The organism is Pseudomonas sp. SCPG-7, from assembly GCF_002156405.1.
GTDB classification, from domain to species: domain Bacteria; phylum Pseudomonadota; class Gammaproteobacteria; order Pseudomonadales; family Pseudomonadaceae; genus Aquipseudomonas; species Aquipseudomonas parakoreensis.
The window spans coordinates 25,955-38,309 of sequence record NZ_MVOO01000014.1; the positions used below are offsets into that span (position 1 = coordinate 25,955).

The 12,355-nt window shown below is 60.2% G+C and carries 16 protein-coding genes; 8 read left to right on the forward strand and 8 right to left on the reverse strand.

Annotated elements, in window-relative coordinates; translation table 11 throughout:
* Positions 1 to 103 precede the first annotated feature (103 nt).
* Positions 104 to 547, reverse strand: a complete 444-nt coding sequence (locus B1722_RS22225; RefSeq protein WP_041069521.1) for a PilZ domain-containing protein — start codon at positions 545 to 547, stop codon at positions 104 to 106.
* Here B1722_RS22225 and B1722_RS22230 point away from each other — a divergent pair.
* From B1722_RS22230 to cysB, 5 genes are all read left to right on the forward strand, one after another.
* On the forward strand, positions 546 to 932 hold the full coding sequence (locus B1722_RS22230) for a thioredoxin family protein (RefSeq protein WP_086794279.1): 387 nt from the start codon (positions 546 to 548) through the stop codon (positions 930 to 932). The two genes, B1722_RS22225 and B1722_RS22230, sit on opposite strands and share 2 nt — an antisense overlap.
* A complete protein-coding gene (locus B1722_RS22235) occupies positions 933 to 1,889 on the forward strand; it encodes a putative 2-dehydropantoate 2-reductase (protein ID WP_086794281.1) in 957 nt (318 codons plus the stop codon). It abuts the gene before it with no gap.
* 30 nt (positions 1,890 to 1,919) lie between these two features.
* Entirely contained in the window at positions 1,920 to 2,825 is a 906-nt protein-coding gene (locus B1722_RS22240) for a 5'-nucleotidase (RefSeq protein WP_041069529.1), read from the forward strand.
* Between the two features lie 98 nt (positions 2,826 to 2,923).
* The gene (locus B1722_RS22245; RefSeq protein ID WP_041069532.1) at positions 2,924 to 3,427 is read left to right on the forward strand and encodes a universal stress protein; all 504 of its coding nucleotides are present in this window, start codon (positions 2,924 to 2,926) and stop codon (positions 3,425 to 3,427) included.
* Between the two features lie 113 nt (positions 3,428 to 3,540).
* Positions 3,541 to 4,515 (forward strand): HTH-type transcriptional regulator CysB, encoded by a 975-nt coding sequence (gene cysB, locus B1722_RS22250; protein WP_007908591.1) that lies wholly within the window; start codon positions 3,541 to 3,543, stop codon positions 4,513 to 4,515.
* Positions 4,516 to 4,524: 9 nt separating this feature from the next.
* On the opposite strand, the gene B1722_RS22255 is transcribed toward cysB, so the two are convergent.
* Together B1722_RS22255 and B1722_RS22260 are read right to left on the reverse strand one after the other, a co-directional pair.
* The gene (locus tag B1722_RS22255; RefSeq protein ID WP_041069537.1) at positions 4,525 to 5,007 is read right to left on the reverse strand and encodes a GreA/GreB family elongation factor; all 483 of its coding nucleotides are present in this window, start codon (positions 5,005 to 5,007) and stop codon (positions 4,525 to 4,527) included.
* 2 nt (positions 5,008 to 5,009) lie between these two features.
* On the reverse strand, positions 5,010 to 5,420 hold the full coding sequence (locus B1722_RS22260; protein WP_086794283.1) for a hypothetical protein: 411 nt from the start codon (positions 5,418 to 5,420) through the stop codon (positions 5,010 to 5,012).
* Positions 5,421 to 5,544: 124 nt separating this feature from the next.
* Here B1722_RS22260 and earP point away from each other — a divergent pair, with 124 nt between their 5' ends.
* Together earP and B1722_RS22270 are read left to right on the forward strand one after the other, a co-directional pair.
* The gene (gene earP / locus B1722_RS22265) at positions 5,545 to 6,687 is read left to right on the forward strand and encodes an elongation factor P maturation arginine rhamnosyltransferase EarP (protein WP_086794285.1); all 1,143 of its coding nucleotides are present in this window, start codon (positions 5,545 to 5,547) and stop codon (positions 6,685 to 6,687) included.
* 48 nt (positions 6,688 to 6,735) lie between these two features.
* A complete protein-coding gene (locus tag B1722_RS22270) occupies positions 6,736 to 7,305 on the forward strand; it encodes an elongation factor P (RefSeq protein WP_003226785.1) in 570 nt (189 codons plus the stop codon).
* A 63-nt stretch (positions 7,306 to 7,368) separates the two neighbouring features.
* Here the strand turns inward: B1722_RS22270 and B1722_RS22275 are convergent, their stop codons facing one another.
* The 4 genes from B1722_RS22275 to B1722_RS22290 form a co-directional block, all read right to left on the reverse strand.
* Positions 7,369 to 8,382, reverse strand: coding sequence for an alpha/beta hydrolase (locus B1722_RS22275; RefSeq protein ID WP_041069545.1), 1,014 nt, complete (start codon positions 8,380 to 8,382; stop codon positions 7,369 to 7,371).
* A 33-nt stretch (positions 8,383 to 8,415) separates the two neighbouring features.
* Positions 8,416 to 8,835 (reverse strand): organic hydroperoxide resistance protein, encoded by a 420-nt coding sequence (locus tag B1722_RS22280; protein WP_041069547.1) that lies wholly within the window; start codon positions 8,833 to 8,835, stop codon positions 8,416 to 8,418.
* A gap of 271 nt (positions 8,836 to 9,106) precedes the next feature.
* Positions 9,107 to 9,562: a MarR family winged helix-turn-helix transcriptional regulator gene (locus B1722_RS22285; protein ID WP_041069550.1), complete on the reverse strand. Its 456-nt coding sequence runs from the start codon at positions 9,560 to 9,562 to the stop codon at positions 9,107 to 9,109.
* A gap of 73 nt (positions 9,563 to 9,635) precedes the next feature.
* Entirely contained in the window at positions 9,636 to 10,592 is a 957-nt protein-coding gene (locus tag B1722_RS22290; protein ID WP_086794287.1) for a LysR family transcriptional regulator, read from the reverse strand.
* Between the two features lie 112 nt (positions 10,593 to 10,704).
* Between B1722_RS22290 and B1722_RS22295 the strand changes: the two genes are divergently transcribed.
* Entirely contained in the window at positions 10,705 to 11,454 is a 750-nt protein-coding gene (locus tag B1722_RS22295) for a sulfite exporter TauE/SafE family protein (RefSeq protein WP_086794289.1), read from the forward strand.
* Here the strand turns inward: B1722_RS22295 and B1722_RS22300 are convergent.
* A complete protein-coding gene (locus B1722_RS22300; RefSeq protein ID WP_047295460.1) occupies positions 11,444 to 12,298 on the reverse strand; it encodes a LysR substrate-binding domain-containing protein in 855 nt (284 codons plus the stop codon). The two genes, B1722_RS22295 and B1722_RS22300, sit on opposite strands and share 11 nt — an antisense overlap.
* Positions 12,299 to 12,355: the final 57 nt, after the last annotated feature.

Below are 12,355 nucleotides of genomic sequence, written 5' to 3' on the forward strand. Positions count from 1 at the left end.
GGCCGCCAGCGATCCCCGCGCGGCGGAGCACAGCAGATTTAAGCGCGTCGGGGAGCCGAACCTTAGCGCGTCAGACGCGGCTCGACAATGGGCAAGCGCCGCTTTAATCCAGCACTGGCTGGGCAAAAGCCTTGCGCACGCTGTCGTGGGAGAACTCGTTGGCGTGTTGTTCGACCCATTGCAGGGCCAGCGCCTGAATGTCCTGCAGGTCGTCATGGGCCTCGTTCATGCGGCAATAACGTTCGATCTGGCACACCTGTTCGCCCATCCGGGCGCTGAACAGCGTCTGCTCATCAGTGAACGCGATCCCCACCAGATAGCCCTTTTTGCGTCGCAGGCACCACGCCACATAGCCCGGAAAACAGAGGTCGGCATTGAGCGTCGGCAAGCGCACTTCAAGGGCGGTGCCGTGGCGCCAGGCGCGGTGATAATTGCAAGCGATCCCGCCGAGGCTGATAGTGTGCAGCTGTTGCCTGGAAATACACTCGGGCTTGAGCAAGGTTAATTCAACCGGCACTTCGTCCGGATGAGGAATGAAACGTCCCATGAGCACAGACTCCCTGTGTCGGCCATTTGACATTGTTTCCCCCAGTATAGTGGTCGAATCGGAGCTGACCGATTTCGACGCCGACCAGCGGCTGCTGGCGATGAGCGGCGTTTCGCTGGTGATTTTCACCAGCGTCGGCTGTTCCAGTTGCCGCTATGCCAGAGAGGTGTTGCCCGGGTTCGGGCTGGCGGTGGATCGCCTGTGCTGGATCGATGCGGGCAACAACGGCGGGCTGGTGGAACGCTATCAGGTCTTTCATTTGCCGGCGCTGTTTGTGGTGCGCGACGGCGAGTTCTTTGGAGCATTGCACACGCGCCTGGCCGCCGCTGCGCTGAACGCGGCAGTTACGCAGGCGCTGGGTCGAATTGCAGAGGAGTTGCCATAGATGGTGGGAGCACACAGCAAACCGGTGATCGGGATTATCGGCACCGGCGCAATTGGCGGGTTTTACGGTTTGGTGCTGGCGCGCGCCGGTTTCGATGTGCACTTTTTACTGCGCAGTGAGTTTTCAGCGGTGGCCGAGCGGGGGTTGCAAGTGGACAGTGCCGTGCATGGCACGCTGACACTGAACCCGGTGCAAGCGTATGCCAAGGCCGAGGACATGCCGGCCTGCGACTGGTTGCTGGTCGGCGCCAAGACCACCAGCAGCGCGGGTCTGGCCCCAGCGATCATTGCCGCGGCCAGGCCCGGTGCGAAAGTGCTGGTGCTGCAGAACGGTCTGGACGTCGAAGACAGCTTGCGTGAGTTGCTACCTGACTCCCTGCATCTGCTCGGCGGTCTGTGCCTGATCTGCGTGCATCGCGAAGGCCCGGGGCATATCACCCATCAGGCCTTGGGGGCGGTGAACGTCGGCTATCACAGCGGCCCGGCGACGGACGATGCGGCGCGCATGGCGCTCGTTGAAGAGGGCGCCAGTCTGTTCCGCGCCGCGGGCATCGATTCGCAGGCGATGGCCAATCTGCAACAGGCACGCTGGCAGAAACTGGTGTGGAATATTCCCTACAACGGTCTCTCGGTTTTGCTCGGCGCCGGCACCACGCCGCTGATGGTCGACGCTGACAGTCGCGCGTTGATTCAGGCATTGATGGCTGAAGTCGTGAAGGGCGCCAAGGCCTGCGGTCACGATATGCCGCCCGGTTACGCCGAGTACTTGTTCACAATGACCGAGAAAATGCCCGATTACTGGCCGAGCATGTACCACGATTTTCTGCACAAGCGGCCGCTGGAGCTGGAAGCGATTTACGCCCGGCCACTGGCCGCCGCCAAGGCGGCAGGATGTGAATTGCCGCGAATCGATGCGCTGCATCGCACGTTGGGTTTCATCGACCGACGCAACACCTGAGTCGGTTTTTTGCGGGAGTGGGGGGAAGGCATGGCCAAGAACATCGATGACAAACTGGTGCTAGCGATTTCGTCTCGCGCCTTGTTCGACCTGAGCGAGAGTCACAAGGTCTACCTGTCGAGCGGCGTTGAAGCCTATCGGCAATACCAGATCGAACACGAAGACGAAATTCTCGCGCCCGGCGATGCGTTCCCGCTGGTGGAAAAACTCCTGAGCCTCAACAGTCGCCTCGACCGCGCCCGGGTCGAGGTGATTTTGGTTTCGCGCAACAGTGCCGATACCGGCCTGCGCGCGTTCAACTCGATTCATCACTACGGACTGGACATTTCCCGGGCGGCCTTCGTCGGCGGACGCAGCCCGTATCCGTATCTCAAGGCCTTTGGCTGTGACCTGTTTCTGTCCACGCACGCCGAGGACGTGCGCGCCGCACTGGATGCCGGATTTGCTGCAGCGACAATCCTGTCTGGTGGCGCCAGCCGTGCCGCGAGTGATGAGTTGCGCATCGCCTTCGACGGTGACGCGGTGTTGTTCTCCGACGAATCCGAGCGCATTTATCAGTCCGGCGGGCTGGAGGCGTTCCAGGCGAAGGAACGCGAGTCGGCACGCGAGCCATTGCGCGGTGGGCCGTTCAAAGGTTTTCTGGCGGCGCTCAATGCGCTGCAACGCGAGTTCCCGGAGGACGACTGCCCGATCCGCACGGCGCTGGTCACCGCGCGTTCGGCACCGGCCCATGAGCGGGTGATCCGCACCTTGCGCGAGTGGGATATCCGCCTCGACGAGTCGCTGTTCCTCGGCGGTCTGACCAAATCGGCATTCCTCGAAGCCTTTGCCGCCGACGTGTTTTTCGACGATCAGGCCGGGCACTGCGAGCTCGCCCGTGAAGTGGTCGCCACCGGCCATGTGCCGCATGGCATCAGCAACGAAACGTCGATCTAAAGCCCCTGTGCTTCAAGACGTTGCGTCGCACGTCGTAGTCGCCAAGGCACTGCTAAGCTGAATCAAATCTCCGCCATGTTGGCACGCGAGGAGGTCATATGATTCGTTCGATGCTGTATGCCACTGACCTCGGTCTGTACGCACCGTTAGTGATGCAGCATGCCCTGGCACTGGCGCGGACATTCAATGCCGACTTGTACGTGGTGCATGCAGTGGAGCCCATGGGGCTGTTTGCCGAGTCGGTATTGCAGAGTTATCTCGACGAACAGGCATTGAACGAATTTCACAGTCAGGGTCTGAAAACTGTCATCGCCAGTATCGAGCAACGGGTGCTGGACAGTTTTCGCGAAGAGCTGGGCGACGAGGGCGAGCAGGATCTGCAGCGGATTTGCGCGGTTCGGGTGGTGCAGGGCGATCCGGCGCAGGTGATTCTCGACCAGGTGCAGAAACTCTCTGTGGATTTGTTGATCGTAGGCACTCACAGTCACGGCGTAGGGGCGGAAACGCCTTTGGGGCGCACGGCGACCCGGGTCCTGCAATTGGCCAAGGTGCCGGTCTATCTGGTGCCGTTGGTGGAGCGTCGGCGCCGGGGGGATCGCTGAAGCGGGAATAATGGCGTTTTGATAAAAAAGTTCTAGATTTATTAATCAAACCATTAATATAGTTATATACCGTCGCTGATGCCCGTGGCGTCTACCTGCTTTGAGGGATACATATGAAGCTTCAACAATTGCGCTACATCTGGGAAGTGGCGCACCACGACCTCAACGTTTCCGCTACCGCCCAAAGCCTTTACACCTCGCAACCGGGTATCAGTAAACAGATCCGTCTGCTGGAAGACGAACTTGGCGTTGAAGTGTTTGCCCGCAGTGGCAAACACCTGACCCGCGTCACCCCGGCCGGCGAGCGCATCATCACCACCGCAGGCGAAATCCTGCGCAAGGTCGAAAGCATCAAGCAGATCGCTCAGGAATTCTCCAACGAGAAGAAAGGTACCCTGTCGATCGCCACCACCCACACCCAGGCACGTTACGCATTGCCGCCGGTGATCAGCAATTTCATCAAGCAATACCCGGACGTGGCGCTGCACATGCACCAGGGGTCGCCGATGCAGATCGCCGAGATGGCGGCTGACGGCACGGTCGATTTCGCCATCGCCACCGAAGCGCTCGAGCTGTTCGGTGATCTGGTGATGATGCCGTGCTATCGCTGGAACCGTTGCGTGGTCGTGCCTCAGGGCCATCCGCTGACCAAGTTGCCGAAGCTGACCCTCGAAGCGCTGGCCGAATACCCGATCGTGACATACGTGTTCGGTTTCACCGGCCGTTCGAAACTCGACGAAGCCTTCAGTCATCGTGGCCTGACGCCGAAAGTGGTGTTCACCGCGGCCGACGCCGACGTGATCAAAACCTACGTGCGTCTGGGTCTGGGTGTGGGCATCGTCGCCAAAATGGCGGTCGACACCAAGCTCGATAACGACCTGGTGGTGCTGGATGCCAGCGAACTGTTCGAGTCGAGCATCACCAAGATCGGTTTCCGTCGCGGTACGTTCCTGCGTGGTTTCATGTGCGACTTCATCGAGAAGTTCGCCCCGCACCTGACCCGCGAAGTGATGGCCAAAGCCATCCAGTGCCACAACAAACAGGAACTGGAAGAGCTGTTCGACGGCGTCGAATTGCCGGTCCACTAAGTCCCCGCCTCAAAGCACCTCGGTGACAGCGAACTGTTGCCGGGTGCCTGCCACCAGAATCTCCACCTCATCGCCCTCGAGCTTGCCCAGCAGGCTTTTGCCCAGCGGCGAGCGTGGGCTGATGACGGTAATCGGCTGACCCACCACATCGACTTTCAAGCCCGCTGCATCCGGGGCCAGAAACAGCCATTGTTCGCGACCCTTTTCGTCCTCCAGACCGAGCAGGGCACCGATCTCGATGCCGCGATTTTCGTCGTAGGCGCGCAGCGTCAGGTTCTGGCACAGCGCCAGTGACTGGCGGATTTCCTCGACGCGTTTCGCCTGACCCGCCGCCAGATAGGAAGCCTCAAGTCCGAGGGTGTCGTACTTGTTCTCGGCGATGTTCTCTTCGTGGGTCGCGGTTTCATAAGCGGTCTGCGCGGCGCGCTCGGCGATGTCGAGGTCGGCGCGCAGTTTGTCGAGGATCAGTTGGTGGACGGTGTGTTTGTTCATGATCAATCGCAGAATTGCAAAACGTTGGCGCGGCTCTTTTCGCTCGGCGCAGTCTGGTCCTGTTGCAGCCAGAACTGGCATTTCGGATTCGACTGGTTGCGACTGCTGCCGCGAGCCTGATCCAGGCGTGCCTGCTGCTCGTTCTTGCGCAGGTTTTCTTCGTACTGTTCGAACAGGGGACTCTGTGGCGGAATGTCCGGTTGTACCTGGACGGCCGCTGGCGGCTTGGCCAGTTGCTGCACGGCCTGGGCAACCGGCGCCAGTTGTTCGGTCAACACAAAACGCGAAATCAGGCAGCAGGTCAGGGCGATGGCCAGAAAGCCCAGCCACATGCCCAGGGCAATACTGCCGGTCAGTTGCAACGCGCTGAGCTGAACGGGCAAGGGACGACGCGGGTCGGGACGATAGGGCATGGCTGCCTCCTGGCGGATGATTGCGGGCAAGTGGCGATTGTCGCACGAAGATTAATCGCCGTCGGCTCTTCTGCGCGAGGTCATTTATGCGGACAATCAGCGCTTTTGCCAACGGGAGTCTTGCATGTCGGTACCGAAAACCCGCTGGGATATTTTTTGCACCGTGGTCGACAACTATGGCGACATCGGCGTGACCTGGCGTCTGGCCCGGCAACTGGTGGCCGAACATGGACTGGCAGTGCGCTTGTGGGTTGATGACCTGCGCGCCTTCGAACGCATCTGCCCCGAGATCGACATCCACCTTGCGCAGCAATCGCAGCAGGGCGTCGAGGTGTGGCACTGGCCGAGCGACTGGCCGCAGACGGAAGCGGCGGACGTGGTGATCGCCGCGTTTGCTTGTCAGTTGCCAGCTGCTTATATGGACGCCATGGCCGAGCGGCAACGGCCGCCGCTGTGGATGAACCTCGATTACCTCAGCGCTGAAGACTGGGTCACCGGTTGTCACGGTTTACCGTCGGTGAAGTACAAGTCGGTGCAGAAATTCTTTTTCTTTCCCGGATTTCGACCGGGGACCGGCGGCTTGCTGCGTGAAAGCGGTCTGCTTGAGCGGCGCCGGCAATTTCAGCAGGACGCGGCTGCGCAGCGACAATTCCTGCAAGGCCTGGGCGTAGATCGCGCAGCGGACGCACTGCTGATCTCGTTGTTCGCCTATGAAAATGCCGGGCTGGACAGTTGGCTGGATGCGTTGGCGGCCGACAGCACGCCGACCCATCTGCTGGTGCCGGAAGGGCGGATTCTTGGTGACGTTGCGCGCTGGCTCGGGGTCGATGCGTTGGCTGTCGGCGATCTGGACGTGCGTCAGGCACTGACGGTGCAGGTGCTGCCGTTTGTCCGTCAGGATCAATACGATCAGTTGTTGTGGTGCTGCGATTTCAACGCGGTGCGCGGGGAGGACTCGTTTGTTCGCGCACAATGGGCTGGGCGACCGATGCTCTGGCACATTTATCAGCAGGACGAAGACATCCACCTCGACAAGCTCGATGCCTTTCTCGCGCTCTACACCAAAGGGCTTTCCCCGGCCGCTGCCGAGGCGACGAGCGGTCTGTGGCGGGCCTGGAGTGCCGGGCAACCGATCGGCGAGCACTGGCTCAAGGCCCGTAAACACTGGCCAGAGCTGCAGGAAAACGCCGAGGCGTGGTGTCTGGAACAAGGCTTGCAGGCGGATCTTGCCACGGCGCTGGTACAGTTTTACCTAAATTGGATATGATACGCGGCCTAGATTTTTGTAAATCCCATCCAAATTCGGATATTCGCAATGAAAACTGGTAAAGAACTCAAACCCGGTACCGTGATCCGTATCGACAACGATCCTTGGCTGGTTCAGAAAGCTGAATTCACCAAGTCGGGCCGTAACAGCGCGATCATGAAGACCAAGCTGAAGAACCTGCTGACCGGTTACAAGACCGAAACCGTTTACGGTGCGGACGACAAGCTGGACGACGTGATCCTGGATCGTAAAGAAGCCACCCTGTCTTTCATCAGCGGTGACACCTACACGTTCATGGACACCACTGACTACACCATGTACGAGCTGAACGCCGAAGACATCGAAAGCGTTCTGCCTTTCGTTGAAGAAGGCATGACCGACGTTTGCGAAGCCGTGTTCTTCGAAGAGCGTCTGGTGTCGGTAGAACTGCCGACCACCATCGTGCGTCAGGTTGACTACACCGAAGGTTCCGCTCGCGGTGACACTTCCGGCAAGGTGATGAAGCCTGCCAAACTGAAGAACGGTACCGAGCTGTCGGTTGCTGACTTCATCGAAATCGGCGACATGATCGAGATCGATACCCGCGAAGGCGGTTCCTACAAAGGCCGTGCCAAATAAGCACTGCTTTTTACGGAAAGAAAAAGCCCGACCATTGAGTCGGGCTTTTTTGTGCCTGATGAATTACTTCTTCAGGTGCTGTTTCAGTTCTTCCGAAGCCTGCAGCATTGCCGAACGCACTGCCGGTACCTGGCTGACCACGTTGAGCAATCCGTAGTCGTGGATCATGCCGTTGTAGCGCACTGAGGTCACCGGCACGCCGGCTTCGTCGAGTTTACGGGCGTAGGCTTCGCCTTCGTCACGCAGGACGTCGGCCCCGGCGGTCTGGACCAGTGCAGGCGGCAGGCCTTTCAATTGCGCGGTTGTGGCCCGCAGCGGCGAGGCGTAGATCTCGTTGCGCTGACTGGCGTCGGTGGTGTAGTTGTCCCAGAACCACTTCATCATGTTGCGGGTGAGGAAGTGCCCCTCGGCGTACTGGTTATACGAACCGGTGTCGAAATTGGCATCGGTCACCGGCCACAGCAGCACCTGGAATTTGATCGCCGGGGTGCCTTTGTCTTTGGCCATCAAGGCGACGACTGCCGCCATGTTGCCGCCAACGCTGTTGCCCGCCACCGCCAGACGCTTGCCGTCGACGTTGATCTCTTTGCCGTGTTCGGCCACCCATTTGGTCGCGGCGTAAGCCTGGTTGATCGCTACCGGGTAATGCGCTTCCGGCGAAGGGGTGTAGTTGACGAACACCGCCGCCGCCCCCGAACCGGCCACCAGATCCCGCACCAGACGTTCGTGGGTCGGGAAATCCCCCAGTACCCAGCCACCGCCATGGAAGAACATGAACACCGGCAGCTCGCCCTTGACCCCGGCCGGCCGGACGATGGTCAGGCTCAACGGTTGGCCATCGACCTGGATAGTCTTCTCGCTGACGTCCGCTTTGGGCAGCGTCAGTTTGACCCCGGACTGCGCGCCTGTCAGCACGGCGCGGGCATCCTTGGGCGTCAGCTGTTCTATCGGTTTGCCAGTGCCGGCATTCAGTGCATCGAGGAACGCCTGGGTGTTGTGTTCAACCTCCCCGGCAAATGCGCTCTGGATGGACAGGGCGAGAAGGGTACCGGTCAAGACTTTGCTGAAAGTGTTCATGTTCATTTCCTGTACGGGCCAGAGTGTCAGTGATTACACGGTGACGTGCAGACGCACATCGACGTTGCCGCGAGTGGCGTTGGAGTACGGGCAGACCTGGTGGGCAGCGTCGACCAGGCTTTGTGCGTCAGCCTGTTCCAGGCCCGGCAGATTGATGTGCAGGTCGATGTCCAGACCGAAACCGCCAGGAATCTGGCCGATACCGACGTGAGCGGTGATTGAGGCATCGTCCGGGATTTTGCGTTTGGTCTGACTGGCAACGAATTTCAGGGCGCCGATGAAGCAGGCCGAGTAGCCGGCAGCGAACAGTTGCTCAGGGTTGGTGGCCGCGCCGCCGGCACCGCCGAGTTCTTTCGGAGTAGCCAGTTTGACGTCGAGGATGTTGTCGCTGGAGATCGCACGACCATCACGGCCGCCAGTGGAGGTTGCGATTGCGGTGTAGAGCGTTTGCATGGTGTGAGCCTCATTGAGTGTGTTTATTTGCGCTAATTGTTTGCGCGCTAAGTAAGTACGAAGTGAATGTAGCTCGCTAATGTTTAGTGCGCAAGATAATTTTTTGAAGAAAGTGGGAATGAGCGCTTGGATCGGGCTGGGTCGTGATCTCAAGCTTTTGATATAGAAGGTTTTTTTGAACGTAAAACGAGAGGAAAAATTTTCGGGGGGTAAGCGGGGAATGTGCGATTCGCCTGCAGGCGCAAGGCTGCGCCCACAGGGAAGGGGAGTCTTAAGCGAGGCTGTCTTGCAAATGACCACGCAATGCCTGCAATTCAGCTTGCAGGTTTTGCAGGCGCTCCAGCGTGAAGCCACTGGCCCCCAGGATGCATTGAGGCACGGTTCGGGCCTTGTTCTTCAAGGCGCGTCCCTGGGCAGTCAGTTCAACGATCACCACGCGTTCATCCTCACGGCTGCGGGTTCGGCTGAGCAAGCCTTCACCTTCCAGCCGCTTGAGCAGCGGGGTCAGCGAGCCCGGATCGGTCAGCAGGCGCGTGCTGATTTCGCCCACGGTCAAACCGTCCTTTTCCCACAGAACCATCATCGCCAGATACTGCGGATAGGTCAGGCCCAGCGCTTGCAGCAGCGGCTTGTAGACCTTGGTCATCATCAGTGAAGTGGAATGCAGGGCGAAGCACGCCTGATTGTCGAGCAGCAGGTCGTCGCAGGTGTCGCGTTCGGTGGTCATGGCAAAGCCTTGTTCGGTGATGGGCTTGAATCTAGCGCCCGAATGTTTAATGCGCCAGATAATTATCCGGAATCTAGTGCCGACCCAGTTCGCGCTGTAGCGCAATATCCCACGGCGGCACCGGGCTGAAGCGGGTCTTGAGGTATTCCAGCAGCAGGCGGCTACGCGAATGGGTCTGTTGTTCCATGCGCAGCGCATAGATGCCGGTGGTCTCTGGTGGCGGTAGGCCGTTCTCGCAGAATAGCGGCAGCAGTTCGCCGCGCAGCAGGTATTCACTGGCCAGCCAAGTGGGCAAATGCGCGATGCCCAGCCCGGCCAGTGCCCCGCACACCAGCGCTTCGGCATTGTTGGCGCTCATGCGGATGCGCGCGGGGCGATGCAGTTGCATTTGCCCGTCCAGTTCGAAGCGCCAGGCGAAGGGCGGGGCGAGACCTTCCCAATCAAGTCCGTCATGTTCACTCAACTGCGCGGGATGACGCGGTGCGCCACGGCGTTTGAGGTAATCGGGGCTGGCACAGGCAATGCGCACCATGCTCGCCAGCGGCGTGGCGACCAGCCGTGTATCGGCCATTTGCCCGGCGCGCAGCACCAGATCGACTTTGCCCAGATTCGAGCCGTGCATGTCGATAAAGCTGTCGATCAGGTGCAATTGCACGTCGAGGCCCGGGTACAGCACCAGAAAGTCAGCGATGACCGGCGCGAGATGGCGGCGACCAAAAGCGGCGGGGGCATCGACGCGGATCAAGCCTTCCGGCGCACTGCTCAACGACACCGCTTCGGCACGGGCCAGTTGCAGTTCGCTGACAATGCGCCGCGCCCGTTCGGCAAATGCCAGCCCGGCCGGCGTGGCGCGCACCGCATGAGTGCTGCGGATAAACAACTGGCTGCCGACCGCGCTTTCCAGGCTGTCGATGCGTCGGGCGACGGCGGATGGCGTCAGCGGATGTCGACGCGAAGCCGCAGAAAAGCTCCCGCTCTCCAGCACATCGAGAAACAGCCCAAGTTGTTCGGTCAATTGATTGGGATTCATCAATCCGTTCGATGCCTATGCGGTTTTGGCACAGCCATTGTGCGTTGCTGTGCGTTTCCGTGCCAGCGCTGACTGCGTAGGATGGGTCGCCTGACGTCTGAGGAATAACGCTGTGATCGAGTTTTTGCTGTACTTGTTGTTTGGCGCCGCCCTCGGCACGTTGGGCGGGATCTTCGGCATTGGTGGCGGGCTGATCGCCATTCCGCTGCTGGGCGTGTGGTTCGGCCTCGATCAACAGATCGCCCAAGGCACGGCGCTGGTGATGGTGGTGCCCAATGTGATGCTGGCGCTGTGGCGTTATCACCAGCGTAATCGCATCGAACTGCGCCACGCGCTGCCGCTGGCGATCATGGGTTTTTGCTTTGCGTGGATCGGTTCGATCTGGGCCGTGGGCATTGATGCGCAAACCATGCGGATCGGTTTTGTCGCTTTCCTCGTGGTGCTCTCGGCGTACAACCTGCTGAAGATGTTCGGCAAAAAACCTGCAGTGAGCTCAGAGATGCGTTACTCATGGCCATGGCTGGGTGTGCTTGGCGCGGCGTCCGGAACCATGGGCGGTCTGTTCGGTGTCGGCGGGGCCGTGGTGGCGACGCCGGTCCTCACCAGTCTGTTCGGTACTAGCCAGGTGGTTGCTCAAGGCCTGTCGCTGGCACTGGCGCTGCCCAGCACCGGCGTGACCCTGATGACCTATGCGGTGCATCACGAGGTCGACTGGATGATCGGCCTGCCCCTGGCCATCGGCGGTCTGGCGAGCATCAGTTGGGGCGTCAAAGTCGCCCACGCCATGCCGGAAAAACTGCTGCGCGGGCTGTTCTGCGGTTTCCTGGTGCTGTGTGCGGTGATGCTCGCGTTTAAAGTTTGAAGCCTTCGACGATGTGCTCGGCCAGGCATTCGGTGATCGGCGACGGGTTGTTCAGGTTGCGGATCAGCATGATGCTGGCCTCGGGCAGCAGCGGCAGGTCTTCGTTGGCTCCGAGAATACGCATGTCCGGGGTGATCAAACTCTCCAGTTGCGCGGTGATCGCCAGACCCGCGCTCACCACCGCCATCAGTGCCGACAGGCTGGTGCTGTTGTAGGCGATGCGGTAATCGCGGCCCATCGCGTCGAGCGCATTGCAAGCCCACAAGCGGCAGAAACAATCACTGTTGAACATCGCCAGCGGCAGCGGCGTCTGCTCGTGCGCGCTGAAATTCTGCGCCTCGGCCCAGACGAAACGCTCTTTGCGCAGCAACTGGCCGATCTCGTTGCCCGGCTCGCGGGTGACGATCGACAAGTCCAGATCGGTGCGCTGCAACAGCTGTTTGCTGGACTCGCAATGCACTTCGATCTGGATCAGCGGGTAGAACTGAGCGAATCGCGACAGGATCCCCGGCAGAAACCGCATCACGTAATCGTCCGGCGTACCGATGCGCACGGTGCCGACCATGTGCGGCTCGCGCAGGGTGTTGAACACTTCGCTGTGCAATTTCAGGATGCGCCGCGCGTAACCCAGCAGCACCTGGCCCTCGGCAGTCAGGCGCACCTGGCGGCCGTCGCGCTCGAATAGCTGGCGTTGCAGCACATCTTCTTCGAGGCGCTTCATCTGCATGCTCACCGCCGATTGCGTGCGGTTGACCATTTCGCCGGCGCGGGTAAACCCGCCTTGATCGGCAATCGCGACGAAGGTGCGCAGGACATCGGTATCGATACTGGGGTAGGCCGACAATTGATGAATCTCCGTGATGAATGCCATCAGAAACATTCGTTGGATTGATCTTAGCGC

Bases quoted from the DNA above. Each gene is read 5' to 3' on its own strand.
- B1722_RS22230 (WP_086794279.1), top strand. From the start codon at position 546: ATGAGCACAGACTCCCTGTGTCGGCCATTTGACATTGTTTCCCCCAGT.
- B1722_RS22225 (WP_041069521.1), bottom strand. From the start codon at position 547: ATGGGACGTTTCATTCCTCATCCGGACGAAGTGCCGGTTGAATTAACC.
- B1722_RS22235 (WP_086794281.1), top strand. From the start codon at position 933: ATGGTGGGAGCACACAGCAAACCGGTGATCGGGATTATCGGCACCGGC.
- B1722_RS22240 (WP_041069529.1), top strand. From the start codon at position 1,920: ATGGCCAAGAACATCGATGACAAACTGGTGCTAGCGATTTCGTCTCGC.
- B1722_RS22245 (WP_041069532.1), top strand. From the start codon at position 2,924: ATGATTCGTTCGATGCTGTATGCCACTGACCTCGGTCTGTACGCACCG.
- cysB (WP_007908591.1), top strand. From the start codon at position 3,541: ATGAAGCTTCAACAATTGCGCTACATCTGGGAAGTGGCGCACCACGAC.
- B1722_RS22255 (WP_041069537.1), bottom strand. From the start codon at position 5,007: ATGAACAAACACACCGTCCACCAACTGATCCTCGACAAACTGCGCGCC.
- B1722_RS22260 (WP_086794283.1), bottom strand. From the start codon at position 5,420: ATGCCCTATCGTCCCGACCCGCGTCGTCCCTTGCCCGTTCAGCTCAGC.
- earP (WP_086794285.1), top strand. From the start codon at position 5,545: ATGTCGGTACCGAAAACCCGCTGGGATATTTTTTGCACCGTGGTCGAC.
- B1722_RS22270 (WP_003226785.1), top strand. From the start codon at position 6,736: ATGAAAACTGGTAAAGAACTCAAACCCGGTACCGTGATCCGTATCGAC.
- B1722_RS22275 (WP_041069545.1), bottom strand. From the start codon at position 8,382: ATGAACACTTTCAGCAAAGTCTTGACCGGTACCCTTCTCGCCCTGTCC.
- B1722_RS22280 (WP_041069547.1), bottom strand. From the start codon at position 8,835: ATGCAAACGCTCTACACCGCAATCGCAACCTCCACTGGCGGCCGTGAT.
- B1722_RS22285 (WP_041069550.1), bottom strand. From the start codon at position 9,562: ATGACCACCGAACGCGACACCTGCGACGACCTGCTGCTCGACAATCAG.
- B1722_RS22290 (WP_086794287.1), bottom strand. From the start codon at position 10,592: ATGAATCCCAATCAATTGACCGAACAACTTGGGCTGTTTCTCGATGTG.